We start from the raw sequence: 26824 nt of genomic DNA, 5'->3' as shown, positions 1-26824 counted from the left end.
ATTTAGCCCGTCTTGCCTGCAATCAGGTCATCTGCGCTCAAGAAACTGGATGTGCTCTCATGTCGCTGCAACAAACCGGAATGCAGACATTATTTGAGCGGCTCTATTGAATCGGCGATGGCATGCTGAAAGACCTACAGAAGCGAGGATTTTTTGCTACAATAGATGCAATTTTTTATTCAATTTTAATCTTCTGTACTATGACTGACGCTCAATCTGCTCAAAATATTGCAACCACTTACGATCCAACCGAGATCGAAAAGAAGTGGTATCAAATCTGGGAACAACAAGGTTACTTCAAGCCTTCAGGTCAAGGTGAATCATTCTGTATCATGATTCCACCACCGAACGTCACCGGTAGCTTGCACATGGGACATGGCTTTAACAATGCCATCATGGATGCCCTCACCCGTTACAACCGTATGATGGGTAAAAATACCTTATGGCAACCGGGGACTGACCACGCAGGTATTGCAACGCAGATGGTGGTCGAACGTCAGTTGGGTGCACAAAACATTAGCCGTCATGATCTGGGCCGTGAAAAGTTCATCGAAAAAATCTGGGAATGGAAAGAACAGTCAGGCGGTACCATTACCCGTCAGATCCGTCGTCTCGGCTCGTCTGTAGACTGGTCACGCGAACGTTTCACCATGGATGAAGGTCTATCCAATGCAGTGAAAGAAGTGTTCGTCAAACTGCATGAAGATGGTTTGATCTATCGCGGTAAGCGTCTGGTTAACTGGGACCCGAAACTACAAACTGCGCTGTCTGATCTCGAAGTTGAGTCAGATAAAGAAGAAGCAGGTTCATTGTGGCACTTCAAATATTTCTTTGAAGACAAATCACTGCGTACCCACGATGGTAAAGATCACATTGTAGTCGCAACCACACGTCCTGAAACCCTATTGGGTGATACTGCTGTTGCGGTGGCGCTGGATGATGAACGCTATGCGCATCTTGTGGGTCAGAACATTATCCTGCCAATTACCGGCCGTGCTGTTCCAATCGTTAAAGATGAATATGTCGATAAAGAGTTTGGTACGGGCTGTGTAAAAATCACCCCTGCGCACGACTTCAATGACTATGAAGTGGGTAAGCGTTGTGAATTGCCAATCATCAATATCTTCAATAAAAATGCAGAAGTTCTGGCTGAGTTTGAATACATTGCCAAAGCCGGCGAGCAGATTTCTAAAACCATTGCTGCCCCTGCGGACTATATCGGTTTAGAACGTTTTGAAGCGCGTAAGAAACTGGTTGAACAGGCTGAAGCTGAAGGCTGGTTAGAGCAGATTCAACCTTATACCTTGAAACCACCTCGCGGTGACCGTTCTGGCGTGATCATTGAGCCACTATTGACTGACCAGTGGTATGTAAAGATTGCGCCATTGGCAGAGCCTGCAATCGAAGCGGTGAAAGATGGTCGTATCAAGTTTGTTCCAGAGCAATACAGCAACATGTATATGGCGTGGATGAACAACATTCAGGACTGGTGTATTTCACGTCAGTTGTGGTGGGGTCACCGTATTCCAGCCTGGTACGATGCAGAAGGCAATGTATATGTGGGTCGTGACGAAGCTGAAGTTCGTGCCAAAAATAACATCCCTGCGGATACTGCTCTAAACCAGGATGAAGATGTACTGGATACATGGTTCTCCTCTGCTCTGTGGACCTTCTCAACCTTAGGTTGGACCGGTGATGCAGAGAAAGATGCGGCCAATGATTTCCTCAAAACCTTCCACCCGACTGATGTGTTGGTGACAGGTTTTGACATCATCTTCTTCTGGGTTGCACGTATGATCATGATGACCCTGCACTTCATGAAAAATGAAGATGGGACATCACAGATTCCATTCAAGACCGTTTACGTTCACGGCCTAGTGCGTGATGGCGAAGGCCAGAAGATGTCAAAGTCTAAAGGTAACGTGCTTGACCCACTCGACCTGATTGACGGTATCGATCTTGAAAGCCTTGTTGCAAAACGTACTACAGGTTTGATGAACCCGAAACAGGCAGCGAAGATTGAGAAATCAACGCGTAAAGAATTCCCGGAAGGCATTCAGGCTTACGGTACAGATGCGGTTCGTTTTACCTTCTGTGCGCTTGCCAACACCGGTCGTGACATCAAGTTCGACATGAAACGTGTTGAAGGCTACCGTAACTTCTGTAACAAGATCTGGAACGCGACCCGTTTCGTGTTGATGAATGTGGAAGGTCAAACTGTTGGTCAAGAAGCACGTCCTGATCTTTGGGAACTGCCTGAACAATGGATCATGAGCCGTCTGCAAAAAGCAGAAGCTGCGGTACACCAAGCATTCGCGACCTATCGTTTAGACCTTGCTGCGCAAGCGATCTATGACTTTATCTGGAATGAATACTGTGACTGGTACGTTGAGTTAACCAAACCAGTTCTGAACGATGCCAATGTATCAGAAGAGCGTAAAGCCGAAGTTCGCCGTGTGTTACTTGCAGTAATGGAAGCCTCTTTACGTTTGGCTCATCCATTAATGCCGTATTTGACTGAAGAAATCTGGCAAACGCTTGCGCCAATGTTAGGCAAAGGCGGTACTACGATTATGACTGCGCAATACCCTGTGCCTGATCAAGCAAAAGTGAATGATCAAGCTGAAGCAGATATGCAGTGGTTACAAGATCTGATTGGTGCGGTACGTAATATCCGTGGTGAAATGGGCTTGGGTAATGCGCGTTTATTGCCGGTATTGCTGCAAAATATTTCTGATGCTGAACGTGAGCAAATCACACGTATCGAAGCGTTATTTAAGGCATTGGCGAAAGTTGAAAGCATTACTTTCCTGGCACAAGGCGAAGAACCACCGCTTTCTTCTTCAAGTGTTGTAGGCCATGCATCGGTATTTGTACCAATGAAGGGCTTGATTGATCCTAAAGCTGAATTAGGTCGTTTGCAGAAAGACTTAGATAAGGTTCAAAAGCAACATGATCAAATTGCCAATAAACTTTCGAATGAAGGTTTCGTAGCGAAAGCACCAGCAGCGGTTGTTGAAGGTGAAAAGGTTAAACTGGCTGAGTTTGCTGATCAGTTAGCGAAAATTAAGCAAAGTATGGAACAGATTGCTGCTCTTTAATCTTTAAAGTTCATAATTTAATCTGTAGTATAAAGGGCTGATAATTCAGCCCTTTATGCTTTTTCAAAACTGAGTCGATTAATAAAATTAATTGAACTAAATAAAAATTAACTTTGCTAATTATTAATTTTAGATATGTGAATTAATATAGTATTTGATGGATTCTATTCCCTCTCCTCGTAGGAGAGGGTTAGGGAGAGGTACTTTCTCTTTTTAAATGCAAACAAACATTCCATAAATCTCCTAAAACTGATTCAGTATTTTTTAGCACATCATGATTCCAATACCGCACCACTTTTAAATCCGAAGCCTTTAAAAACTTGGTTCGTTCAGCGTCATATTCTTTTCCATTGTCAGTACCGTGCTGACTGCCATCTAACTCAATCACTAAGCCCAATTCATGACAGTAAAAATCCACAATATAAGGTGCAATCACATGCTGTCTGCGAAATTTCAGATTTATAAATCGTTTAGCCCGAAGTAATTGCCACATTAGATGTTCTGCATCAGTTGCATTACTGCGCATGACTTTAGCAAATTCTAATAATTGTGGACCTAGTTTCATTTATTATTTTTACCTCTCCCTAGCCCTCTCCTAAAAGGAGAGGGAACGTTCATTATAAATTTTATGCAGGTACATAATCACTTGTAACTCCCTCTCCCTCAGGGATGAGAAGCACTGCTTCGCAAGGGGGTGAGGGAAAATCAAAGCACCCCATGCTCCAACAACATCTCTACCCCACTCACTTTTTTCATATGTTTTAAACGCTCTTTTTCCCACTTCAACTGCTGCTTTAACTCAGCACAATCCGCATCGATGGTTTTATATACATCACTCATATGCAGATGCTCAGCCTTTACTTTTTTCGCCAACTGAAAAGAATCCAGAATTTCTTCAATTTGATGTTCCAATTGCTGGCTCTGTGCATCCAAAGCCAGTTTATAAAACTTCACTTGCTCCGAAGATAACGCTTTAGCTCCAACGCCTTTATTCTGTTCCAACTGTAATTGCAGTTTCAGTAAATAAAACAAATCCTGCTGTTCATAAGCCTGACTCGCTTGTTGGAATAACTCGGTTTTTTCTTCTTTCTTGGCCTCATCTTGCTCACGGTCAGGGTGAATCATGGCAGCAATTTTTAAATACACGGTTTTCAGCGATTGCGCTGCCATTTGTTCGGCTTGTTCACGTTTCTGTTGCTGTCGAAGTAGTTTGGCCTGTTCTCGTGCCTGTTGTTGCTCAGCGGCATACTGCTCAAAGTCATCCTCTTCTTCTGGTGCCGTACTTTGCTCATAACTTTCATTCTGTTCAAATTTGGCTGACTGTACTTTTTTATTCTTTTTAAGCGATTGCTGGGCATGTTGCTGATAAAAAGTATCAATCTGCTTGACCAGCGTTAATTGTTCATCCTTCAACATTTTGGAACGCTTTAACAACTGCGCAAGCTGGGCAATTTTTTCATCCAGTTGCTGCATATCGGCTTTAGAAAACTCGTGCTGTTGTAATAGCGTCCAAAGCTGATCTAATTGCTGAAACAGGATTTCATGCAGCTCACTATACACAGGCATCAGCTTTTCCCGTGTATGTTGCTGAATTTCAGCTTGGGCATTCTGCCACATGGCAAGGCTGATTTTTTGCTGTTCTATTTGATCAATCAGGCGATTCAGCTTTTTCTGCTGTGAGGAAGGTTCAGCCCTTTGCTTTAAACTGACTTTAAGATCAAAAGACATCACGCATCTGCCTAAAAATTAAAAAGTGTAGCAATAATCAGCCAACAAAGTCAGCAAACACTTTCAATATCGTGTTTGGATAAACCAGTCGCTGAACTAAGCTTTACTCATCGCCAAATAAGGCATTGGCTGAAACGACTTTGGTGATTTTAACTTTATCTTGTTTCAGCAAGGGATAGATTTTTTGTCTAACTGCATCACTGGTCATCGTGCCATTCAAATTCAGTAATACAGGTTCTTCACTCAATGACCCTTTGCCCAAGTACTCGTGATTCAAATCATTGGTAGTTGCTTGATTTACCACAACAAAATATCCCGAAATGCCTTTGGCCTGACCACAGGCCAAACTTTGTGGAGACCAATCCCCGTGGCGAACCACTTTTTGCAACGTATAGCCTTTGCTTTTTAATTGCTGCATTTGTGCTGCGGTTGCAATTGGAAAATCAATCCGCTTTTGCTGTCCTTTCCAGTTCACCAGCAAATGACTGGATTGACAAGATTCACGCATGACGCCACCACTTCCTCTCAGCGCGCCTTCATCTGGATCAAAACAGGATGAAATCACTTGAAAAGTCGCTTCACCACAATGCAACGGCTCAGATTGATAGGTCTTGAATGGCGTTGCTTGGGCGTGGCTCAACTGAGTTAAACAGACTGATAAAAGGCAAAAGCTGACGAGTTTATTGTTCATATGAAGTCGTATTAGAATTAAAGGCTGGTTCATTCTAACTCAAAAAATATCGACTAAAGAAAGTTCTCATACTCCTCAATTTGAATTAAACATAAAAAATGACAGACCCAACTTTTAAGCTAAAATCTGTTATATACATCATCATTTAAATACTCAAATTGTATGAAGAATAAAGTCCTATTACTCACCTCATTTATTTTGCTCGCTGGATGTAATGAAAAACCAAAAACATCAGCAGAAAGCGATCAACCCATTCAAAAGGCAGCTCAACAGACTCAAGCCGTATCAGAACCTGTGCTTATTCCTGCTACACCCGAATCCGATTATCTCGCCAATAATTCAACCCCACTACCAAAAGGCTATTCAGTCGATACAACCCATCTCAAAAAACCTTTATTTATTGATTTTGATGGCGATGGAGATCTGGATAATTTTCGAGTACTGAAAAACCCAAATAAAAAAGGAATGAAATATCTCTTTGAATTCCGTATCTCAAATAGCGACAAAGTTTATTATTACGAAAATACAGATAAAGATTATGACCTCGATATTTTCGGAACTTTTGAAGTTGCACCTAAAACAGATATTTACGTGGATGAAGATTATCGCTTTGATGAAGATGGAAATATCTTAGCTGATGAGCAAATTGACCCAAAACATTATCTAAAGTTCAAAGGTGATGGTATTTCTGTCAATGTTTTAGAAGAAACCTGTGCAACATCTGTGTTTTTCTTAACAGATGAAAAAATTAAACGCATTGCGCTGTGCTAACTCATCACTGTCATTTCATAAAAAACCGCCCAATTGAGCGGCTTTTTCAATCACATACACAGCTTATTGTGCGGTATATCCCCCATCCATCACTACCGCCTGCCCTGTAATCCCTGCCCCTTTGTTGCTGGCTAGGAAAATCGTATAGTCGGCAATTTCCTCCACGCTGAGTAAACGCTTCTGCGGCACCATGGCTAAAATCACATCTTCCAAAGCACTTTCCAGACTCACATTACGGGTTTTGGCCAAGTCCGCAATTTGCCCACGCACCAACGGCGTATCTACATAACCCGGACATAATGCATTCACAGTAATGCCATCACGCGCACATTCCAGAGCCGCCACTTTGGTCAAGCCAATCACCCCATGCTTGGCACTGTTGTATCCCGCCTTACCTGCAAAACCAATCAAACCATTGATCGAAGACATATTGATAATCCGGCCATATTGTTGTGCTTTCATAATCGGAAACACATGTTTAATCCCGATAAATGAACCTGTCAGCATCACTTGGACCAGTTTCTGGTAAATCTCGGTTGAGAAGTCTTCAATTGCGGCGACATGCTGAAAACCGGCATTATTGATCAGGATATCCAGACGCCCAAAGGTTTGTGTGGTCAAATCAATCGCGGCTTTATAAGCCTGTTCATCAGTTACATCACAAGGCGCAGACAAGGCTTCAAAACCCTGCTGTTTTAACTGCTCAACCGCTTGCTGACATTTCTCGGCATTCACATCAGAAATCACCACTTTCGCGCCTTCCTGAGCAAATTTTTTCGCAATTTCTAAACCAATACCACTGGCTGAACCGGTAATAAAGGCCACTTTGGCTTCAAGTTGTTGAGTCACGGTGCTACTCCTGTTTTTGTTTATCTGGATTGCTCGCCCTTATTATGGGCAAGCTCAAATTAAAATATGCCTTAGACGATCCCAAACCATGTAAATGCAGCAATCACCACAAATACCGCCAAGGTTTTAATAATGGTGACCGCGAAAATATCCTTATAGGATTGCTTATGGGTTAAGCCCGTAACCGCAAGCAGGGTAATTACCGCACCATTATGGGGTAGTGTGTCCATACCGCCCGAGGCCATCGCCACCACACGATGCATTACTTCCGGTGGAATGCCTGCTGCGACAATGGCAGCGTTATAGGTTTCTGCCATCGCACTCAGGGCAATACTCATCCCGCCCGAGGCTGAACCGGTAATCCCTGCCAATACGGTCGTGGTCACAGCGCCATTGACCAAAGGATTGGTGAATGTGGTACCGAGTGCATGGCTGATTAAAGCAAAGCCCGGCAATGCCGCAATAATCGCACCGAAACCATATTCTGAAGCAGTATTCATCACCGCCAGCAATGAACCACTGATACTGGCATTCACCCCTTCTTTAAAGTTGGTCACTACACGTTGATAATCAAATAAAATTGCCGCAATGATCCCGACAATCAAGGCCAAACCGACTGCCCAAATCGCCCCTGTTTTTGCCACATCAACCGTGTAGTTAGCGAGACCAATGGCATTAAAATCAAAGCCATTCGGGTACCATTCTTTGATGGCTGTGGATAGATAACGGTTCATCACTGCAACCAGAATCAACGGCACAAAGGCCAGACATTGACGCAGCACTGAACCGTTGCTTTGATTAGATAGCTCGATATCAGCAGTCGTTTGCGTGACGGTACCTTCAGCAGCAAAACCTGCATAGCCTTCACCTGCTCGTGCTGCAGCTTTACGACGTGACTCCAAATATAATAAGCCCATGCTCAAGACGAAGATCGCCCCAATGACACCCAAAAACGGCGCTGCATAAATATTGGTGCCAAAGAAGGTGGTTGGAATCACGTTCTGAATTTGCGGTGTCCCCGGTAAGGCATCCATAGTAAATGTAAATGCGCCTAAGGCAATGGTGCCGGGAATCAGTCGTTTTGGAATATTGGCTTGCTGGAACAACTGATTGGCAAATGGATAAATCGCAAATACCGCCACAAACAGGCTGACACCGCTATAGGTCAGAATGGCACCAAGTAAGACCACGGTTAAAATGGCTTTCTTTGCACCAATCCAGTTGACAATGGTGCGGGCAATCGACTCGGCAATGCCCGACATTTCTACCACTTTGCCAAAGATTGCACCCAGCAAGAACACCAGAAAATAGTCTTTAATGAAATTGACCATTTTCGGCATGAAAACGCCCGAATAAAACGGCAGCACATTGGCGGGGTTAATCAGAAAAACCGCCAATAATGCACACAACGGTGCCATCAAAATCACGGAAAAACCGCGATAGGCGGTGTACATCAGCAAGCCTAAAGACAGCAGAATGACAAATAAATCCCACATATTCTTTTACTCCATTCCAAAGAATATATGTCAGGGTCAACCAAATTATTTTTTTTATTCTGTATGGTGGTTATCCTAACCATAAATAAAATCAAGAAACTGCCGATGGCAATACAGCATTTAAAAACAAAGATACATGCTCAAACGTATTTTAAAATAGCATTAAAATCATAAAAAACAAGACGATTAAAACAAAATATATCATTTTAACTTTTATTATAAATCAATATGTTACATGAATTAACAGCAAATAATTTAATTGATTAGTAAAACAAATTAACTATTGAATAATACTCATCAATCCATTTAAAGTATATTTAGCGGATTATTTTTAAAATCTATTTTTCGATATTGAGATAAAGTGAGCGAATAATCATTTGTCCTTGAGTTAAAAATAAACGGCTTGCCTTGCGCCAGCGAATTAACAAAAATGCCAGTCACAATGCGCTGTTTTTTTTATAAATTACACCATATAAATCAAAACTTTCCGAACAGGCGACTGAACATGACACTTAAGCAACTCAAGGCATTTCTTGCGCTGACGCGTACCCTGAATTATGCAAATGCCTCTGCTGAACTGCATCTCAGTCAGTCTGCTTTAAGTTTGAGTATCAAATCACTGGAAGAAGAACTCGGGGGCAAGCTGTTTAAGCGCAATACCCGGCGCGTCGAGCTGACACAGGAAGGAAAATCATTGATCCCCTATGCCAAGAAATTACTGGCCAACTGGGAGGATATGGAAAAGGATGTTAAACAACGTTTTAAACTGAATCGCGGCACCCTCAATATTGCCTCGATGCCCTTTGTCACCCATGCGATTTTGCCGCAAGTGATTCATAGCTTCTTAGCCAAGCATCCCAATATCAGCTTTTCCATTCATGATATTCCCAATGAGAAAGTACTGGAAAATGTTCAGGATGGTATTTTTGAAATTGGGATTTGCTTTGAACCACCACGCCATGATCAACTGGAATTTAGGCCCTTATTTGAGGAAGATTTTCTGGCGCTGTTGCCCAAGACGCATCCACTGGCAAGTGCAGAATCAATCAGTTGGAAACAGCTGTGCGCCAATCCCTTTGTCACCTTACAACATCCCTCGATTGTTCGACACCTGATTGAAGAAAACTGTCTTAAAAATCATCTGACTTTAGATCTAAAAGTTGAATGTCATCAGATCAGTTCCCTCTCCAGCTTTGTGGCACTGGATATGGGGGTCAGTGCCATTCCCCGCCATTTTCAGAATTTTATCGACAAGGAACATAACGTTCTGATTGAGATTGAGGACGGTAAACTGCCGCAGGCGATTGGCATTGTCTATAAAAAAGACTTTGAGCTTTCCAATATTTCAGCCGAGTTTATCGAGATCCTGCTACAACATGATTTTGGCTAAGCCCCTTCAGTTACCAGACCAAGACCAACTCGCCCGTCATAGCGCCCTTTTGAGTGAAATCGATGAATTTTCTGGTATTAATGAGTTTCCCTCATTAATCCTTTAGAAATTTAAACTTCTGTAAATAATCCCTGAGTGCTAAAACTAATAGAAACCAAGGAATTTACAGGTGAAAAAAATGAATAAAGTCTATTCAACCGCAGCACTGGCACTACAAGATGTGGTGCAAGATCAGCAGACCTTTGCAGTGGGCGGTTTTGGCCTATGCGGTATCCCTGAGACATTGATCGAAGCGCTAAAAGATACAGGTGTAACCGGCCTGACCTGTATTTCCAATAATGCAGGCATTGATGATTTTGGCTTGGGTGTGTTGCTCAAGACCCGACAAATTAAAAAAATGATTTCGTCTTATGTGGGCGAAAATAAAGAATTCGAACGCCAGTATCTAAATGGCGAACTTGAGGTTGAACTCACACCTCAAGGCACACTCGCCGAAAAACTACGTGCTGGTGGCGCAGGTATTCCTGCCTTTTATACCGCAACAGGTGCAGGTACCTTGGTGGCTGAAGGTAAGGAACAACGTGAATTTAATGGTCGCACCTATATCCTTGAACCATCATTGACCGCAGACGTGGCACTGGTTAAAGCCTATAAAGCGGATAAAGCCGGCAATCTGGTATTCCGTAAAACCGCGCAAAACTTCAACCCTGAATGTGCCATGGCTGGAAAAATTACCATTGCCGAAGTTGAACAGATCGTTGAGATTGGCGAGCTTGATCCAGATGAAATCCATTTAGCGGGCATTTACGTCAATCGTGTGGTACTGAACGCTACACCTGAAAAACGGATCGAACAAAAAACTCTAAAAGCACAGGACGCATAATCATGGCATGGACACGTGAACAAATGGCACAACGTGCCGCAAAAGAATTACAGGATGGTTTCTACGTCAATCTCGGTATTGGCCTGCCAACACTGGTTGCCAACTACATTCCAGAGGATATGGATGTGTGGCTGCAATCGGAAAATGGTCTACTCGGCATTGGCGAATTTCCAACTGAACAACAACTCGACCCTGATTTAATCAATGCAGGTAAACAGACCGTCACTGCGCGTGCAGGTGCGGCCTTTTTCTCAAGCAGTGAATCCTTCGCCATGATCCGTGGAGGTCATGTCAATATCGCCATTCTGGGTGCCATGGAAGTCTCTGAACAAGGCGACCTCGCCAACTGGATGATTCCGGGCAAAAAAGTCAAAGGGATGGGCGGTGCCATGGATCTGGTTGCCGGCGTACAACGCGTGGTGGTGTTGATGGAACACAATGCCAAAGATGGAACAGCCAAAATCGTCAAACAGTGCAGCTTACCGCTCACAGGTCAAAAAGTGGTGCATCGCATCATTACCGATCTGGGCGTACTGGATGTGGTTGCTGAAGGCATCAAACTGGTCGAGTTAGCCCCTGATGTGACTGAACAGCAAATCCGGGAGGCCACGGGTGTTGAGCTGTTGATTGAAGCCCAAGCTTAACCAACCACCTCCTTTTATTTCCCTATATTGAAGTGATGCTTTCCGAGCATCACTTTTAGCCGTTTTTAGGCAACAGAAAATTCATTTAGGACAAATGAACTTTATAACAATCAAAGATGGATGCTTAAGATGAATAAACAACCTGCGCTGTTGGAGCGTTTCGCATTACGGATCAGTAACTGGTCGGAAAAATGGTTTCCAGACTCTTATATTTTTGCCTTACTCGGTGTCATCATTGTTTCATTCGCTGCAATCTGTATCGGTGCCCCGGTACAGGATGTTGCCAGTTCGTTCGGTAACGGTTTCTGGAGCTTAATTCCCTTTACCCTGCAAATGACCATGCTGATTATCGTCGGTTACGTGGTTTCCGTGTCTGCGCCTGTGAAAAAACTGATTCAGATGATGGCGCGTATTCCGCATTCGGGACGTAGTGCCATTGTCTTGGTTGCCACCACAAGTTTGCTCATTTCACTGGTCAATTGGGCGGTCAGTACCATTTTAACCGCCTTACTGGTGATTGCACTGGCCAAGCGTAAAGAACTACATATGGACTATCGCGCTGCTGCAGCTGCCGCCATTATTGGCATGGGTGCGACCTGGGCACTGGGCATCAGTTCATCTGCGGCACAATTACAAGCCAATAAAGCCAGTCTGCCTGAGTCGATCTATAACCTAACCGGTGTGATTCCATTTACTGAAACCATCTTCCTGTGGCAATCGATGCTGATGACTTTGATTCTGGTGATTGTTTCGATTGCGATTGCCTACTGGTCGGCACCCAAAGGGGATAATGTCAAAACCATGCAGGATTTTGAGCTAGATTTTAATGAAGAGGAAAAGACTGAAGTTAAATCGACCCGACCTGGCGACTGGCTGGAAAACTCCCCCCTGTTGACCATTGTTGTAGTGGCATTAGGTCTGATCTGGATGTTTATCGAGTTTTCCAAAACCAATCCCATCATTGCCATTTCCAGTCTCAATACCTATAACTTTGTGTTTTTAATGTTAGGTCTGGCCTTACACCGTACCCCGCGTAATTTTCTCAATGCCGTCAGTCAGGCGGTGCCTGCGGTCTCAGGAATTCTGATCCAGTTCCCGCTCTACGGCAGTATTGCCTTTATTATGACGCAAGCCTTAAACAGCGAAGACCTTTCCTTATCCCACTATATTGCCGAATTCTTTGTCTCGATTGCCTCCAAAGAAACCTTTGCCATTGTGATGGGCATCTACTCTGCGGTACTGGGTTTCTTTGTACCCTCTGGCGGCGGGAAATGGATTATTGAAGCGCCCTATGTGATGCAGGCCGCCAATGATCTGCAAGTGCATCTCGGCTGGTCGGTACAGATTTATAATGCAGCAGAAGCATTGCCCAACCTGATCAACCCCTTCTTTATGCTGCCCATGCTCGGGATTTTAAAACTCAAAGCCAAAGACGTGATTGGTTTTACCGTCACCCAACTGGTTGTTCATCTACCTTTGGTGCTGTTTTTACTCTGGATTTTAGGCAGAACCTTAAGCTATACCCCACCTGTGCTGTAAATACGCAGGCTCGCCATCGTCAGGAATGTTCTTCTATCGGATCAAGATAAAGCGTGACGATGGTATGCTCGCTTGCGTTTGTTCATCAACTAAAACAATAAATGAAATTTGCAGGGTGATATTGCATTCAAACCACCGCATAAACTGTGCTATTTTTAAGCAAATTGCACCACTATTCACCAAAATTACAAATTAATTTCTAAATTGGTGCACTTTTTGCATTATTTATTTCATTAAATTGGGCTGTTCCCCTACAGCCTGAGTTTTTAGATTTACTAAATCCTTTTTGGTGCAAAAAATGAATCAAAGCTATGCGCCAGAATCGAATTTAGCACTTTTTTTGAGCACCACTATGCAAAACGTAGATCTATTTTTCTTACTGCTCGGTGCAGTACTGGTATTGGCAATGCATGCTGGCTTTGCATTTCTGGAACTCGGCACAGTACGGCATAAAAATCAGGTGAATGCCTTAAGTAAAATCCTGACCGACTTCGCCATTTCAGCGATTGCCTACTTCTTTATCGGCTACTGGATTGCCTATGGCCAGAACTTTTTCCATGCAGGGAGCACCTTAGCCTCAGACCATGGTTATAACCTGATGCGCTGTTTCTTCCTGCTAACCTTTGCCGCAGCCATTCCCGCGATTATTTCAGGCGGTATTGCCGAACGTGCCAAGATGCGCTCGCAAGCGATTGCGACCCTGCTTCTGGTGGCGCTGATCTATCCCTTCTTTGAAGGCATGATCTGGAATGGCAACTATGGTTTGCAAAAGTGGCTAGAAAACACATTTGGTGCAAGTTTCCATGACTTTGCCGGTTCAGTTGTGGTGCATGCTATGGGTGGCTGGATCGCTTTGGCTGCCGTAATTTTACTGGGTGCTCGTCATGGTCGCTATAAAAATGATGGACGTGTCAGCGCACATCCGCCGTCTTCAATTCCATTCCTCGCCTTAGGTTCATGGATCCTGATCGTCGGCTGGTTTGGCTTTAACGTGATGAGCGCTCAACGGGTTGAAGCCATTTCAGGTCTGGTGGCGATTAATTCATTGATGGCGATGGTCGGTGGCACCCTGGCAGCAAATTTTATGGGTAAAAATGACCCGGGGTTCTTACACAATGGTCCGCTGGCGGGTCTGGTCGCGATTTGTGCAGGCTCAGATATTGTGCACCCTATTGGTGCATTACTGATTGGTGGCATCGCCGGTGCACTGTTTGTTTACCTGTTTACCTATACCCAAAACAAACTGAAAGTCGATGATGTACTGGGGGTCTGGCCATTACACGGCGTATGTGGTGCCTTTGGTGGGATTGCCGCAGGAATTTTTGGACAACAAGCACTGGGCGGGCTTGGCGGCATTTCCCTTATTTCACAAATCATTGGTACCGGTCTGGGCATTATCGTTGCACTGGCTGGCGGCTTTCTGGTTTATGGCCTGTTAAAAGCCACGCTTGGACTGCGTCTTTCCCAAGAAGACGAGTATCGTGGTGCCGACCTGTCCATTCATAAAATTTCAGCGAATTCCGAAGAATCGATGTTCTAACTTTTATCTTATTTAAACGCGGCTGATCAGGCCGCTTTTTTTATCTCTTCTTAAAAATACAGTCTCTTTACATCATTGTGCCTAGACTTCCAGAACGGTATTGCCTGAATAAAGCGATCTATCCATACGGCATGAATTATGCTTTATATATCCTGCATTTTTATCAGAATTCATTCATTTAAAAACTGCTTAATTCATCAACAGTTACCATTAACAAAACGGTAAACAATATCGCTTGAGCAATCGTATGCAAGTTGATTAAGATGAAAAATAATGTATTTTTTATGTTTAGAAAGAAAACATTATTTTTCATAACAATCAACGGTTAAACCGCAACAATTACGAATGCATCAGAATGATACAAAAGGAGTTTTGTAGATGACATCTAAACGCACCATGACCTCGCTGCTTTGTGCAAGCGCCCTGATGTTGGGACTCAGTGCCTGTAGCGACAATAAGGCCCCTGCTGCCGGTGACAAAACGGCAGATGGTAGTGCTTCTTCTTCGGGCACACTCAATAAAATTAAAAGCTCTGGTACGATTGTACTCGGTTATCGTGACTCATCGATTCCCTTTTCCTACATTGCTTCCAATCCGAATCAGCCAGTCGGTTATGCCCATGACCTGCAACTCAAGGTAGTTGAAGCGGTCAAGCAAAAGCTGAATATGCCAGACCTGAAAATCCGCTATAACCTGGTGACCAGCCAGAACCGTATTCCACTGGTCTCTAATGGGACGGTTGATCTGGAGTGTGGCTCAACCACCAACAATAAAGAGCGTCAGCAACAGGTTGATTTCTCGGTCGGTTTCTTTGAAGTGGGTTCAAGACTGCTCACGGCCAAGAACTCCGGTATCAAGGACTTTTCAGATTTAAAAGGCAAGAAACTGGTCACCACAGCAGGAACAACCTCTGAACGTTATATCCGCCAGCACCAGCAAGAACTGGGCATTGGCGAAATCATTTCTGCCAAAGACCATGCCGAATCATTCTTGATGCTACAAAATGGTCGTGCTGTGGCATTCATGATGGATGATATTTTACTGGCGGGAGAAAAATCCAAAGCCAAAGATCCGAATCAATGGGAAATCGTCGGCACTGCTCCAATTCATGAAATCTATGGCTGTATGCTGCGTAAAGGTGATACAGGCTTTAAACAGGTGGTTGATGATGCCATTAAAGCCACTTATGCTTCTGGTGAAATCAATAACATGTATAAAAAATGGTTCCAGCAACCAATTCCACCAAAAAATATTAACCTGGACTTTGCGATGTCTGATCAGCTCAAAGCCTTGATTGCCAATCCACATGACCGGGATAAGTAATTCCCCGCGATAACAAGACTATTATTGCAGAACCGGGAAACAGAGGATGTTCTCCCGTTTCTTCTCAGGAGTTATTATGAATTATAGCTGGAACTGGGGAGTATTGTGGCAATCGACAGGTATTGGAGACACCACCTACCTGAACTGGATTATCACCGGCCTGGGATGGCTGATCGTGATTGCTGTTGTGGCATGGAGTATCGCCATGCTGCTAGGCAGTATCCTCGGAATTATGCGCACACTTCCAAATAAAACCGCCAGAGCCATCGGTACGGCCTATGTCACCGTGTTCAGGAATATCCCTTTACTGGTTCAGTTATTTATCTGGTTTTATGTGGTTCCCAACTTTCTACCTGCACCGATTAAAAACTGGTGGATGAATGATCTGGGTGCCAATACCACGGCCCTGATTTCGGCCAGTATCGGACTTGGACTGTTTACCGCAGCACGTGTCTGTGAGCAGGTGCGCACAGGTATTGAAGCGCTGCCCAAAGGGCAAATTAATGCCGGTTATGCCATGGGATTTTCTACCCTGCAACTGTACCGCTATGTCATTCTGCCGCAATCTTTTCGTACCATTTTACCGCCGTTGAGTTCCGAGCTGACCAACTGCGTGAAAAACACCTCGGTTGCGTCTTTGGTGGGTGTGGCAGAAATTATTTCGCAGATGAAAACTATCAGTGAATATACCCAGAACACCATCGAAATCTACACCTATGTCACCGTGATTTTTATTGTCATCAATATCTGTCTTATCTTTGCCATGAACCTGCTGGAAAAGCGTTTACGCATTCCTGGTTTAATATCAGGAGGTAAGTAGCATGGAATGGTTCACTTCTTTTCTCAGTGATTTACAGCAGTCCGGACCGGCTCTCTGGCATGGTTTCAGCATTACCTTAAAAGTCGTAGTTATTGCTACCATTGGCGGTATTGCCATTGGTACACTGCTGGCATTAATGCGTCTGTCATCCATCAGGATTCTGAATGTGGTTGCACAGGCTTATGTCAACCTGTTCCGTTCCATCCCCCTGCTGTTGGTGCTGATGTGGTTTTATTTTGCCGTTCCTTTTATCTATACCGCAGCAACAGGTCAGTATCTGACCATTGATACCGCACTGGTTTCCAGTATCGTGGCATTTATGCTGTTTGAAGCCGCTTATTTTTCTGAAATTGTCCGCGCTGGTATCCAGTCGATTCCGAAAGGACAGGCTGCGGCGGCATCCGCGTTGGGCATGAGTTATGGGCAGTCGATGCGACTGATTATCCTGCCACAGGCCTTTAGAAAAATGATGCCGTTATTACTTCAGCAAACCATTATCCTGTTTCAGGATTCCACCATGGTGTATGCCATTGGTCTGCTCGACTTTTTCAGAACAACCTATGTTCGTGGAGATTTAATGTCCTTGCTTACCCAATATATTCTATTTGCAGGACTTGTGTACTTTAGCATCAGCGCCATTGCCACATTCGCAGTTAAACGTTTACAAAGGAGGTTACGGGTATGAGCGACAATAAAGTAATGATAGACCTCCAAAATGTCAGTAAATGGTACGACCAGTTTCAGGTCCTGACCGATTGCAGCACCCAGATCCGTCAAGGTGAAGTGGTGGTGGTCTGCGGTCCTTCAGGTTCAGGCAAGTCCACCTTGATTAAAACCGTCAATGGGCTGGAACCCTTTCAACAGGGTAAAATCTTTGTCGATGGCGTACCCGTGCACGAACCCAAAACCGATATGACCAAACTGCGTAGCCGGGTTGGTATGGTATTTCAGCATTTTGAACTGTTTCCACATCTGAGCATTACTGAAAACCTGACCATAGCCCAGATCAAGGTCTTGGGACGTTCGGAAGCAGAAGCCAATAAAAAAGGACTGGCTTATCTGGACCGTGTTGGACTCAGTGCCCATGCCAATAAATATCCGGCCCAGCTTTCAGGCGGGCAACAGCAACGGGTGGCGATTGCACGTGCGCTGAGCATGGACCCGATTGCCATGCTGTTTGATGAACCGACTTCGGCACTTGATCCGGAAATGATCAACGAAGTACTGGATGTCATGGTCGGACTGGCCAAAGAAGGCATGACCATGATGTGTGTGACCCATGAAATGGGCTTTGCCCGTCAGGTGGCCAACCGGATTATCTTTATGGATCAGGGTAAAATTGTTGAAGACTGCTCCAAAGATGAATTCTTTGGTACGCCACGTGGCGAACGCGCGCAGCAGTTTCTCGATAAAATTTTGCATTAACCTAAACAATATCCGACAAATAAAGCAGCCTAAATGGCTGCTTTTTATCGAATAAAGCTCGAGCGTTATTTTATAAAATGCTCAAACTTGCCCTCCAGATTTATAAAATCTTTAAGCTTTTCCAAGCAAGCGTTCACCCAACATTTTTTTATATACATTTAAGAGCTGATTAAGCTTTTAGGAATTAAATAGTGAGATGTCTATCTCACCTTAACAGTATGTTCCATGATTTTAAGAACGCCTTTTTTCTTATGGACGAGCTTTTTAGTTTTTATCAGTTTTTTTATTTTACTGTTGGTTTTTCCTGTAGGCGGAGCAATTGACTTACATCTGATTGCGCCTTGGGTCAGCTTACATGGTGATTTTCCTTATAAGCATGACTGGTTTCTGGAACAACTTAACCATAGTTACGTTAAACAGCTTTTAACTGCCATTTACGTGATCTTCTTTTTGCTGTGGTGTGCTTCATTTAAAGTTGAAAAACTGAAAGTTCAAAGCTGGCAATATGGCTATATGTTTTGGGTCAGTATGTTGTGTACCTGCATCGTAGGCTTGCTCAAAGCGCACTCTGCCCAGGCCTGCCCGTGGTATATGACCCATGAAACCGTAACAGGTTTTGTCTGGGATTTTTCTGCAACTGCCGGACATTGCTTTCCCGGCGGTCATGCCAGTACAGGCTTTGCCTTGATCACCGGTTATTTTGTCTATCGCCTCAATCACAAACGCAGAGCCTGGTTCTATCTGTTTGCTGGAATGCTGATTGGATTCGCCATGGGCTGGGCACAGATGATGCGTGGTGCCCACTTCCTCAGTCATAACCTGTGGACAGCGTGGGTCTGTGTTGTAATTAATTTAGTATGTTATACATTTATTTATAAGTATCATCAACGCGCAGCAAAACGCGATGCAGTACCTTTATTGGCATCTGATGTGGTAAAGTGACAAACAGTGTCCATTGAGCGGGCACTGAATTTTGCTCACATTAGGATTTTTTTGCTGTCGTATGTCCGATTTTCAAATATTTTTAGAATCTACGCTTGCTTCCCAACAAGACTCTATTCAATCTTATGAATTAGGCTTACGCAAAGTATGGTTAAAAAAGGCTTCTGAACGCCATGGACTATGGCTTTATACGCCGCTGAAATGGCTGGCCAAGATCTTTAATCTAGGTGCAATTACACCGGTCCCCAATCAGGGCGGAGCGAAGGCCATTCAATGCGAGTTCAAACGCATTCAACAACTCAAAGCGCTAGGGATCTCGACGCCGAATGTGTTGGCAGTTTCAAAAAAAGGCATTTTATTGGAAGACGTTGGCTCGCAACGTCAAAGTCCTGTCAGTCAGCTCGACCAGAAGCTGGGCAGCCTCAAAGATCATCCTGAAGCGAGATATGCCTTATTTGATCAGGCCATTCAAGCCATCAGTCATATTCATCAGCAGCAAGGTTATTTAAGCGAAGCTTTCGCGCGTAACATTTTGGTTGATCAACAGAACCAGTTTACCTTTATTGACTTTGAAACCGATCCGAAAGATGTACTCAGCCTGCATGACTGCTTTGTACGTGACTGGTTATTATTTATTTTTTCCACCGCTTATCATTTTGAGTTTGAACAGCTTGAACAGGCCAGCCAGCAACTTTACCAAGCCCTACTGGCCGAACCACAAGTCTATAAAGATATTTGCAAAGTCGGCAAACGTTTAAACTGGGTACTACGCTTTAATGTCAGTAAAGTCGGCAATGACGGTAAGCGTATTCAGAAATGTGTGCTGTTTCTACGTTATTTACGCGAACAAGCCGAAACAGCACCCCAGATCAGTTGAGTCATTTCCTCAACGATTTAGTGACTTGCCTTGTCTTCATGATGGGCAAGTTTTTTCGGTAATTTAACCAATACCGATAATCCACCCAGTTCAATACTTCTCGATAAACTCAACACACCACCCAAACGCTGGGTCGCTTTATCCACAATTGATAAGCCCAGTCCACTGCCGACCTCTAAATGGTGATGTACCCGGTAGAAACGCTTCAACACCTTGTCATATTGTTCAGGATCAATCCCTGCACCACTGTCTTCGATCTGGATATAGGCAAAATCATCGGTATCGCTATAGACCGAAATATTGATGATCCCCTGCACTGGTGTGTACTTAATCGCATTGTCAATCAGGTTAAAAATAATCGAATGCACCGTCGACTCAAGACTTTGCATTTCAATTAAATCATTACGCTCAAAGCCGAGATCAATTTCTTTCTGCATGGCCAGATTGACCAGTTGCTCCACACAATTTAACGCTACATCATTAAGACGGAAATTGGTATTCGGTTCAATCAGGCTGAGTGCGACATCCTGTTTAGCCAAGGCCAGAAGCTGAGTCACCAGATGCTGGATACGGGCGAGTCCCTTACTCAGATTCTGCAAAGATTCATGTTCAGGAAACTGGCTAATCAAGATACGGGTCTGCAGATTCAAGGCCGTCACCGGCGTCCTCAGCTCATGTGCAGCATCGGCAATAAACTGCTTCTGTTCGGTTTGTGCATGCTGAATCCGTTCAAACAACCGGTTCATTTCTTCAATGGTCGGTAATAATTCCTGCGGATAATCTTTCACATCAATCGGTGATAAGCCATCGGAATCGCGCTGGGTCAGTTCTTCCTTAAATTCATCCAGCGGTTTAAGACTAAGACTGATGATAAAGGCTAGTACAATAATCGCTACAGGCAGCAACAGGATATAAGGAATAAACATGCTGCCCGCCAGCTCCCATGCAAAAACTTTTCGCACCTGCTCCTGCTGACTCACCTGAATCTGATAATCTTTAAGTGGAATGACATAGACACGCCACTTCCCTTGTGGCGTGTTCTGAGTATAAAAGCCCGCCTGTTTGACTGGCGGAACCAAGAGATGGGTCTGGTGCCATAAATGGGACTGGTCTTTATAAGCCCAGATATCGATCAGTAAATCTTCTTCATGATAGGTCCGGTGCAATTCAACACGACTTGAAACTGTGGTCAAAGGCTGGGAGGTCGAGCGCTCGGCCATATACTGCATTTGCGTATCTAAAATTTCATCCACTTCATGTAATGAAATTTTATAAGCGGCCAAAATCAGAAAACAACCTAACACCACGCTAAAAATGGAGGTTCCCCAGATCAGTCTTTTCTTCAGCGAATAATGGCGGCTTTTTTGCATTGGATTATGACTGTCCCAAACGATAACCTAAACCACGAATGGTTCGAATAAAGTCTTTGCCCAGTTTGGCCCGCAAATGATGTACATACACTTCAATGGTATTACTGGTGACTTCACTGTCGAAATCATACAACTTATCTTCGAGGTTGGCTTTAGAGAAAATTTTATTCGGATGCGTCACCATCGGAATCAGAATCGCCCATTCCCGGTTAGACAATTCGATCTGCTGGCCTTTAAATGTAGCTAGATGCTGATCGACATCCAGCGTCAGTTCGCCACTTTTGAGCAACTGTGACTGGCTTTTCAGTTGTGCCGTTTCAACATTGCCACGGCGTAACAAGGCATTGATCCGTGCCAACAGCTCATCAAACTCATACGGTTTAATCAGATAGTCATCTGCGCCCTGATTCAAACCATCCACACGGTTTTGCAACTGGTCTCTGGCGGAAATGATCAGGACCGGCAAGGCACTGCGTTGGCGAATCTGTTTCAGGATCTGCATCCCGTCCATGAGTGGCAACCCCAAATCCAGAAGCACCAGATCAAAAGATTGCTTGGTGAGCAAAGCCAGTCCATCGACTCCGTTATTGACCCATTCCACGTCAAACTGATGATATCGCAGTAAGGTCAATGTTGACTCTGCAATCATAAAATCATCTTCTATCATCAAGATCTTGGTCATGATTTCATTTCACCTTATGGATTAGCACATGTTTCTAACATGTCATCTTTAGCATTTATTACTTTGGTTTTTACATCAAGCAAACTTAACAAGGTCGGGAACAGATTATCTTGGCTCAGTTTGTTCTTACTTTGTTGAGCCAGACATGTCATCTGTTTGTTGGCCTGTTGTTGCCATGCGCTTGAGAACCACATCAACATCGGTACATGGGTCTGCTGAGTCGGAGCAATGGCATAAGGCGCACCATGCAGATACATGCCGCTCTCACCTGTCGACTCACCATGATCAGATAGATACCACAAACCTGTTTGGTATTGGGTTGTATTTTTCAAGGTTTCGATCAATGAATCCAGCACATAATCGGTATAAAGCAAAGTATTATCATAACTATTAATCAATGCTTCCTGAGTACATCCCTGAATCGCATTGGTATCACATGTTGGCTTGAATACCCGGAATGCTGGCGGAATACGTTCATAATAGGCAGGTCCATGACTACCCATTTGATGTAATACGATTAAACGTGGTTGGGTATCGTCTTTCGGGATCGTCGCTAAATAGGCTTTTAAGCTATCAATCAGGATATCATCCAGACATTCGCCATCCTTACACCATTTTTGCTGGATCGGCTCAGGAATTTTAAACTGTTCTACCCGGTCACATGTGCCCTTACAGCCTGAATTATTATCAATCCAGGTCACCTGATATCCTGCACGTTTGGCAATATCCAATAGTCCTTCACGATGGCTTGCTAACTGCTCATCATAATCTTCTCTCGGCATACCTGAAAACATACACGGTACCGACACAGCAGTTGCCGTACCGCATGAACTGACTTGCGAGAAATTGATAATATTTTGCTTGGCTAATTTCGGATTGGTTTCTTTGGCATAACCATTTAACGAGAAATTTTCTGCACGGGCAGTTTCACCCACCACCAATACCATCAGTTTAGGCGGACCCTTTGCAGCCTGAGTTCGCTGTGCATCTTCACCATAATGTACCAACGGTAAATTCTGTTTAGGCGCTTTCTTTTTATAATACGATACCGAAGAGGCGATCATATTTTGAGGCGAGATCATGCCTTTGATATCGCGGTTCTCACGGAAAATAGCTGCAAAATCGACATAGAAAACAAATAACAGTCCACCAACCAAAGCCAAGGAAACCACCGAGGCAATCAACTTTTTAAACAGTTGCCGGGGAATGGATTCAGATTTGATTTTGGTCATCAAAATCACCAGAATCGGCAGCAGTACCATCCCGGCCATCCAGATCAACAAGCGCCAGGACCAGGTGTCTCGTGCTTCAGAAAAGTTGGTTTGCATCAGGTTTTGAATCTGATCGGAGGTAATCCAGACCCCTAGGGTATTGACTGCATAGGCAGCAAAACCGCCAATAAAGACCAGTGCAATCGCCAGCAGTTTTGCGGTCCATTTCCAGCTCAGTAGCTGAAAAACAAAAGCATATAAAGCCGTGACCACGCCCACAGAAGCAGCGACAAAAAGTCCAGCCTTGATGCCTGTATAGGGCGTTAAAGCCAACATCTTTTTATAAAAAGCGACATTCAGGAACACACCTAACCAGATGGCCAGTAATATATTAAAGGTCAGTAATGAAATTGGCTTGGTTCTGAGTCTTTGCAGCAACATAGGCATCATGATCTAAAAATAAATTTCTTAGTGTTTTAAAGATAAGAATAAAAACTTAAAAATGACTTAAACCGCATCAGAAGCAAATTAAAAGTATTCGGTGCAATCATAATTTTAATAAAAGTTTAAATAACATCGTGTTTTCTAAAAACAGTTTAATGCTATTTAACCGAATTTACGATGGTTTTATGAATTAATAAAAAACGCCCTTTAAGCGAACTTAAAGGGCGTACTTGCAAAAAGCAAAGTTTAGAATTTAAATTCCAGTCCTAGACCTGCAACCGGTTGCTTGTCTTTTTTGCTGGCCTGCTCAAGGGTTAAATAACCTGCATAACCGTAGGTTTTGACCTGTTTGTTAAAGGCATAGTCTGCTCCAGCAATCACCTGCTTTGCTTTAAAGTCGGCGGTGTCATTTTTAAAACTGGTGTCATTCTGACTGTACTGGCCTTTTACCGTCCAGTTTTTGGCTTGTGGAAGATTATATTCAGCGCCCACTAACCAGCCTTGTGCATCATCAATATTATCAGTAAGTACGCCATTGCCATTACCAGCCGATTTTTCAACTTCAGAAGTTTGATAGAGGGCTTTTAATGCCAGGCCTTCAAGTGGCGTCACTTTACCAATGGCACGTACTGTATTGGCTGCCGCAAAAGTATCTGCCGCTAGTGTTGAAGCAATTTTCGGCTCAGCTGCATTTAAAATACCACGTCCTAAGAAATTACTTGGAATCGCTTTATCATAACCAATACCCCCCACCAGCAATGGATTTTCATAAGTCACCGATGCTGACCATGCATCACCTAAACCGCGTCCAGCTGTTTTAACAACGCCTTTGTCTGATTTAATACCACTTGATTCACCAGTGGCTAATAATGCATTAAATTTAAACGCACCGTCCAGTAACTTGACTGCTGGAGATTCATAGATAACCACATTAGCCACACGGTTCTCACCAGAGAAAATGCCTGTGATATCAGCTTTGTTCGCTACATAATTATTAAAGGTGTCGACTACACTTGATAATTGCTTTAATGGCGTATCATGGGCACCAATTTTCAAAGTACCCAATTGAATATCTTTTAAACCCACAAAGCGGTTACGCTTGCTCCAGTCGTCGCCATCACCATCAGCATTAAATGCCCACTCAATCGCATATACAGCACTTAAACGCTCAGTAAGTTTTTCATCGCCTTTAAGTCCGACAAATGAACTGTTTGAGCTAATCTCCCAGACATCTTTATTTGATTTTTTTGCATTTTTTTCTGGTAAATAATCAACACTGGCATCAATCTCCCCATAAAAGGTGGGCGCTGCAAATGTTGTGGTTGCCAGTAAACTAAGCACTGCTGCTGTTACAATTTTGATTTTCATTGTTTACATCCTGGTTTAATTTGTAACAAATCCTACACATGAACTTTATATGACAAAACGATTAAAATCTTATTTAATTATTCTAATTTCGACTAAAGTTTAATTTTTATACATCATGGGCCAATGTAGTTAATTTCATTTTATCTCTTTATATATTAACAAATTAATTGCTGTATCAAATAATTAATAATGCAAATTGGCAGAACATTGTGAAAACAATCTCAATTCAGAAAATCCTTCATTTCAGACTAAAAACGGGAAATATCAAGATAAATAAAACTTAAACAGGCTCATGTTTTGTTTCATTTCTATTATGTTTAGCAATATATTTGTAATAAAAATTTAAACTGAGCTTACTTTATTTTTCCAATAAAAAATCGGCCCTAAGCAAACCATCGCAACCACACAGATAAAACTCAAATAACCAGAGTAGCCCCATACATCTCCAGCAAATCCACTGATTAAATACAGCAAGCCACTGACAGTCGCCATGATTGAGACCTGAAAAGTAAAGTCCGTTCCGGCACATTGCTTGCGGCTATATTGCATGACCAGTGTCAGCATCACCACCAACAGCATCGCAGAACAAGCATCTTCAAAGGCATTGACGGTATATAACCAGACAGGTGCAATCTGTACATGGCTTTCATAGCCGTGAGCAATCATTGCATAAGCGATCAAACTGCTTATTTTTAGAATAGAGAAAAGCATCAAACAGGCTATTCTGGAATAATGCTTGAGCAGCAGTCCGGCCATCCCCGCCCCAAGCAGCGCAGCGACCGCACCGAACATGGTGATATAAACCCCGATCTGGGTGAAGTTCAATCCCATATCCACCATCAGTGGCTTTAATAAAGGCCCTGAAAGCCCGTCAGATACTTTAAAACTGATCAGGACCAGTAACCAGGCTTTTAATTCTGGTGACGATTGAAAATAGTTTAAATAGGCTTTGATCGCCTGCAACAAGGACACAGAAGATGTCTGCGTTCTTGTCGTTGAGTTTGCATGCGTAGGTTCACGGTATAACAATACGGGTAAGGTATTGAGAAATACCAATAAAGCCAACGCCAGAAAGGTGGCTTGCCAGTGTAACCAGTCCAGACACCAGAGCACTGCCCCGCCCCCCACGATAAACCCAAGGCGTGATCCAATCACCTGAAAGGTATTGCCCCAGTGCTGTTGATCTGTTTTGAGTAAGTTGACTGCCAGTCCATCGGTTGCAATGTCCTGCGTGGCACCGGTTAAATTCAACAAAAACAGCAAGACAAAGAAAACCAGCAGATAGCCGGGTTGATCCAGTGCCTGAATCGGGAAAAAGGACAAGATAATCAGGATCAGCACACTGGATAATTGTGTGGGAATAATCCAGCTACGGTAATGCCCTAATCGGGATAAAGCCACACGATCAACATAAGCCGCCCAAAACACCTTGATCGACCACGGCAGCATCAATAAGCCAAAGCCACCAATATGGGCAAGCGATACACCTTGCGCCCTCAGAATCACGGGCAAGGCATGGGTCATAAAGCCTACAGGCAAACCCTGCGCCCAATACAAAGAAAACAATAAAATGTAAACCTGACGAAGATTCGGCATTTTCAGTTTCCAGCGCTGGTGTAATAAGGGAGCATCAGTATCCAATCCTTTCATTCTTCTAGCAATAAAATCTTATTTTTTGCCAATGCAGTCGCTGTCATCAGCGTTTAACATGAATAAAGTTGTCATTATTT

At 43.6% G+C, this 26824-nt stretch carries 23 protein-coding genes; 13 read left to right on the top strand and 10 right to left on the bottom strand.

Annotated features, from left to right (window positions below):
• Positions 1-200 precede the first annotated feature (200 nt).
• Positions 201-3101, top strand: coding sequence for a valine--tRNA ligase (locus ACINWC323_RS12380; protein ID WP_032881331.1), 2901 nt, complete (start codon positions 201-203; stop codon positions 3099-3101).
• Between the two features lie 190 nt (positions 3102-3291).
• Here the strand turns inward: ACINWC323_RS12380 and ACINWC323_RS12385 are convergent, their stop codons facing one another.
• From ACINWC323_RS12385 to ACINWC323_RS12395, 3 genes are all read right to left on the bottom strand, one after another.
• Positions 3292-3666, bottom strand: a complete 375-nt coding sequence (locus tag ACINWC323_RS12385) for an endonuclease domain-containing protein (protein ID WP_009511384.1) — start codon at positions 3664-3666, stop codon at positions 3292-3294.
• A 140-nt stretch (positions 3667-3806) separates the two neighbouring features.
• Positions 3807-4829: a molecular chaperone DnaJ gene (locus ACINWC323_RS12390; RefSeq protein ID WP_009511338.1), complete on the bottom strand. Its 1023-nt coding sequence runs from the start codon at positions 4827-4829 to the stop codon at positions 3807-3809.
• 103 nt (positions 4830-4932) lie between these two features.
• Complete coding sequence (locus tag ACINWC323_RS12395; RefSeq protein ID WP_032881329.1) at positions 4933-5520, bottom strand: hypothetical protein; 588 nt, start codon at positions 5518-5520, stop codon at positions 4933-4935.
• A 162-nt stretch (positions 5521-5682) separates the two neighbouring features.
• On the opposite strand from ACINWC323_RS12395, the gene ACINWC323_RS12400 reads away from it, so the two are divergent.
• The gene (locus ACINWC323_RS12400) at positions 5683-6291 is read left to right on the top strand and encodes a hypothetical protein (protein WP_009511213.1); all 609 of its coding nucleotides are present in this window, start codon (positions 5683-5685) and stop codon (positions 6289-6291) included.
• 63 nt (positions 6292-6354) lie between these two features.
• On the opposite strand, the gene ACINWC323_RS12405 is transcribed toward ACINWC323_RS12400, so the two are convergent.
• Together ACINWC323_RS12405 and ACINWC323_RS12410 are read right to left on the bottom strand one after the other, a co-directional pair.
• Positions 6355-7140 carry a 3-hydroxybutyrate dehydrogenase gene (locus ACINWC323_RS12405; RefSeq protein ID WP_009510980.1) on the bottom strand — a complete coding sequence of 262 codons (786 nt, stop codon included), beginning with the start codon at positions 7138-7140 and terminating at the stop codon, positions 6355-6357.
• A gap of 71 nt (positions 7141-7211) precedes the next feature.
• Positions 7212-8636 (bottom strand): GntP family permease, encoded by a 1425-nt coding sequence (locus ACINWC323_RS12410; RefSeq protein ID WP_009511402.1) that lies wholly within the window; start codon positions 8634-8636, stop codon positions 7212-7214.
• A 505-nt stretch (positions 8637-9141) separates the two neighbouring features.
• On the opposite strand from ACINWC323_RS12410, the gene ACINWC323_RS12415 reads away from it, so the two are divergent.
• The 11 genes from ACINWC323_RS12415 (at position 9142) to ACINWC323_RS12465 (ending at position 20019) form a co-directional block, all read left to right on the top strand.
• Positions 9142-10026, top strand: coding sequence for a LysR family transcriptional regulator (locus ACINWC323_RS12415; protein ID WP_009511448.1), 885 nt, complete (start codon positions 9142-9144; stop codon positions 10024-10026).
• A gap of 178 nt (positions 10027-10204) precedes the next feature.
• Positions 10205-10909, top strand: a complete 705-nt coding sequence (locus ACINWC323_RS12420) for a CoA transferase subunit A (protein ID WP_009511252.1) — start codon at positions 10205-10207, stop codon at positions 10907-10909.
• A 2-nt stretch (positions 10910-10911) separates the two neighbouring features.
• The gene (locus ACINWC323_RS12425) at positions 10912-11553 is read left to right on the top strand and encodes a CoA transferase subunit B (protein WP_005288623.1); all 642 of its coding nucleotides are present in this window, start codon (positions 10912-10914) and stop codon (positions 11551-11553) included.
• 129 nt (positions 11554-11682) lie between these two features.
• Positions 11683-13092: a short-chain fatty acid transporter gene (locus ACINWC323_RS12430; protein ID WP_009511036.1), complete on the top strand. Its 1410-nt coding sequence runs from the start codon at positions 11683-11685 to the stop codon at positions 13090-13092.
• A gap of 352 nt (positions 13093-13444) precedes the next feature.
• Positions 13445-14632 carry an ammonium transporter gene (locus ACINWC323_RS12435; protein WP_032881371.1) on the top strand — a complete coding sequence of 396 codons (1188 nt, stop codon included), beginning with the start codon at positions 13445-13447 and terminating at the stop codon, positions 14630-14632.
• Positions 14633-15010: 378 nt separating this feature from the next.
• A complete protein-coding gene (locus ACINWC323_RS12440) occupies positions 15011-15955 on the top strand; it encodes a transporter substrate-binding domain-containing protein (protein WP_009511064.1) in 945 nt (314 codons plus the stop codon).
• 76 nt (positions 15956-16031) lie between these two features.
• Positions 16032-16775, top strand: a complete 744-nt coding sequence (locus ACINWC323_RS12445) for an amino acid ABC transporter permease (protein WP_005227034.1) — start codon at positions 16032-16034, stop codon at positions 16773-16775.
• Position 16776: 1 nt separating this feature from the next.
• Positions 16777-17460: an ABC transporter permease subunit gene (locus tag ACINWC323_RS12450; RefSeq protein WP_009511330.1), complete on the top strand. Its 684-nt coding sequence runs from the start codon at positions 16777-16779 to the stop codon at positions 17458-17460.
• A gap of 14 nt (positions 17461-17474) precedes the next feature.
• Positions 17475-18200 (top strand): amino acid ABC transporter ATP-binding protein, encoded by a 726-nt coding sequence (locus ACINWC323_RS12455; RefSeq protein WP_171062180.1) that lies wholly within the window; start codon positions 17475-17477, stop codon positions 18198-18200.
• 225 nt (positions 18201-18425) lie between these two features.
• The gene (locus ACINWC323_RS12460) at positions 18426-19142 is read left to right on the top strand and encodes a phosphatase PAP2 family protein (protein ID WP_009510950.1); all 717 of its coding nucleotides are present in this window, start codon (positions 18426-18428) and stop codon (positions 19140-19142) included.
• A gap of 61 nt (positions 19143-19203) precedes the next feature.
• Positions 19204-20019: a BUD32 family EKC/KEOPS complex subunit gene (locus tag ACINWC323_RS12465; protein WP_009511062.1), complete on the top strand. Its 816-nt coding sequence runs from the start codon at positions 19204-19206 to the stop codon at positions 20017-20019.
• A gap of 17 nt (positions 20020-20036) precedes the next feature.
• Here the strand turns inward: ACINWC323_RS12465 and ACINWC323_RS12470 are convergent, their stop codons facing one another.
• The 5 genes from ACINWC323_RS12470 to ACINWC323_RS12490 form a co-directional block, all read right to left on the bottom strand.
• Entirely contained in the window at positions 20037-21389 is a 1353-nt protein-coding gene (locus tag ACINWC323_RS12470; protein ID WP_009510937.1) for an ATP-binding protein, read from the bottom strand.
• Between the two features lie 4 nt (positions 21390-21393).
• Positions 21394-22071: a DNA-binding response regulator PmrA gene (locus tag ACINWC323_RS12475; protein ID WP_005227028.1), complete on the bottom strand. Its 678-nt coding sequence runs from the start codon at positions 22069-22071 to the stop codon at positions 21394-21396.
• Between the two features lie 14 nt (positions 22072-22085).
• A complete protein-coding gene (locus ACINWC323_RS12480) occupies positions 22086-23723 on the bottom strand; it encodes a phosphoethanolamine transferase (RefSeq protein ID WP_009511320.1) in 1638 nt (545 codons plus the stop codon).
• Positions 23724-23972: 249 nt separating this feature from the next.
• The gene (locus tag ACINWC323_RS12485) at positions 23973-25094 is read right to left on the bottom strand and encodes a porin (RefSeq protein ID WP_009511084.1); all 1122 of its coding nucleotides are present in this window, start codon (positions 25092-25094) and stop codon (positions 23973-23975) included.
• 342 nt (positions 25095-25436) lie between these two features.
• Positions 25437-26690 carry an MFS transporter gene (locus ACINWC323_RS12490; RefSeq protein WP_032881370.1) on the bottom strand — a complete coding sequence of 418 codons (1254 nt, stop codon included), beginning with the start codon at positions 26688-26690 and terminating at the stop codon, positions 25437-25439.
• Positions 26691-26824 lie beyond the last annotated feature (134 nt).

This window comes from Acinetobacter sp. WC-323 (assembly GCF_000314615.1).
GTDB lineage: Bacteria > Pseudomonadota > Gammaproteobacteria > Pseudomonadales > Moraxellaceae > Acinetobacter > Acinetobacter courvalinii.
The sequence above is the reverse complement of the archived record's forward strand: the minus strand, read 5'-3'. Positions and strand labels throughout refer to the sequence as shown.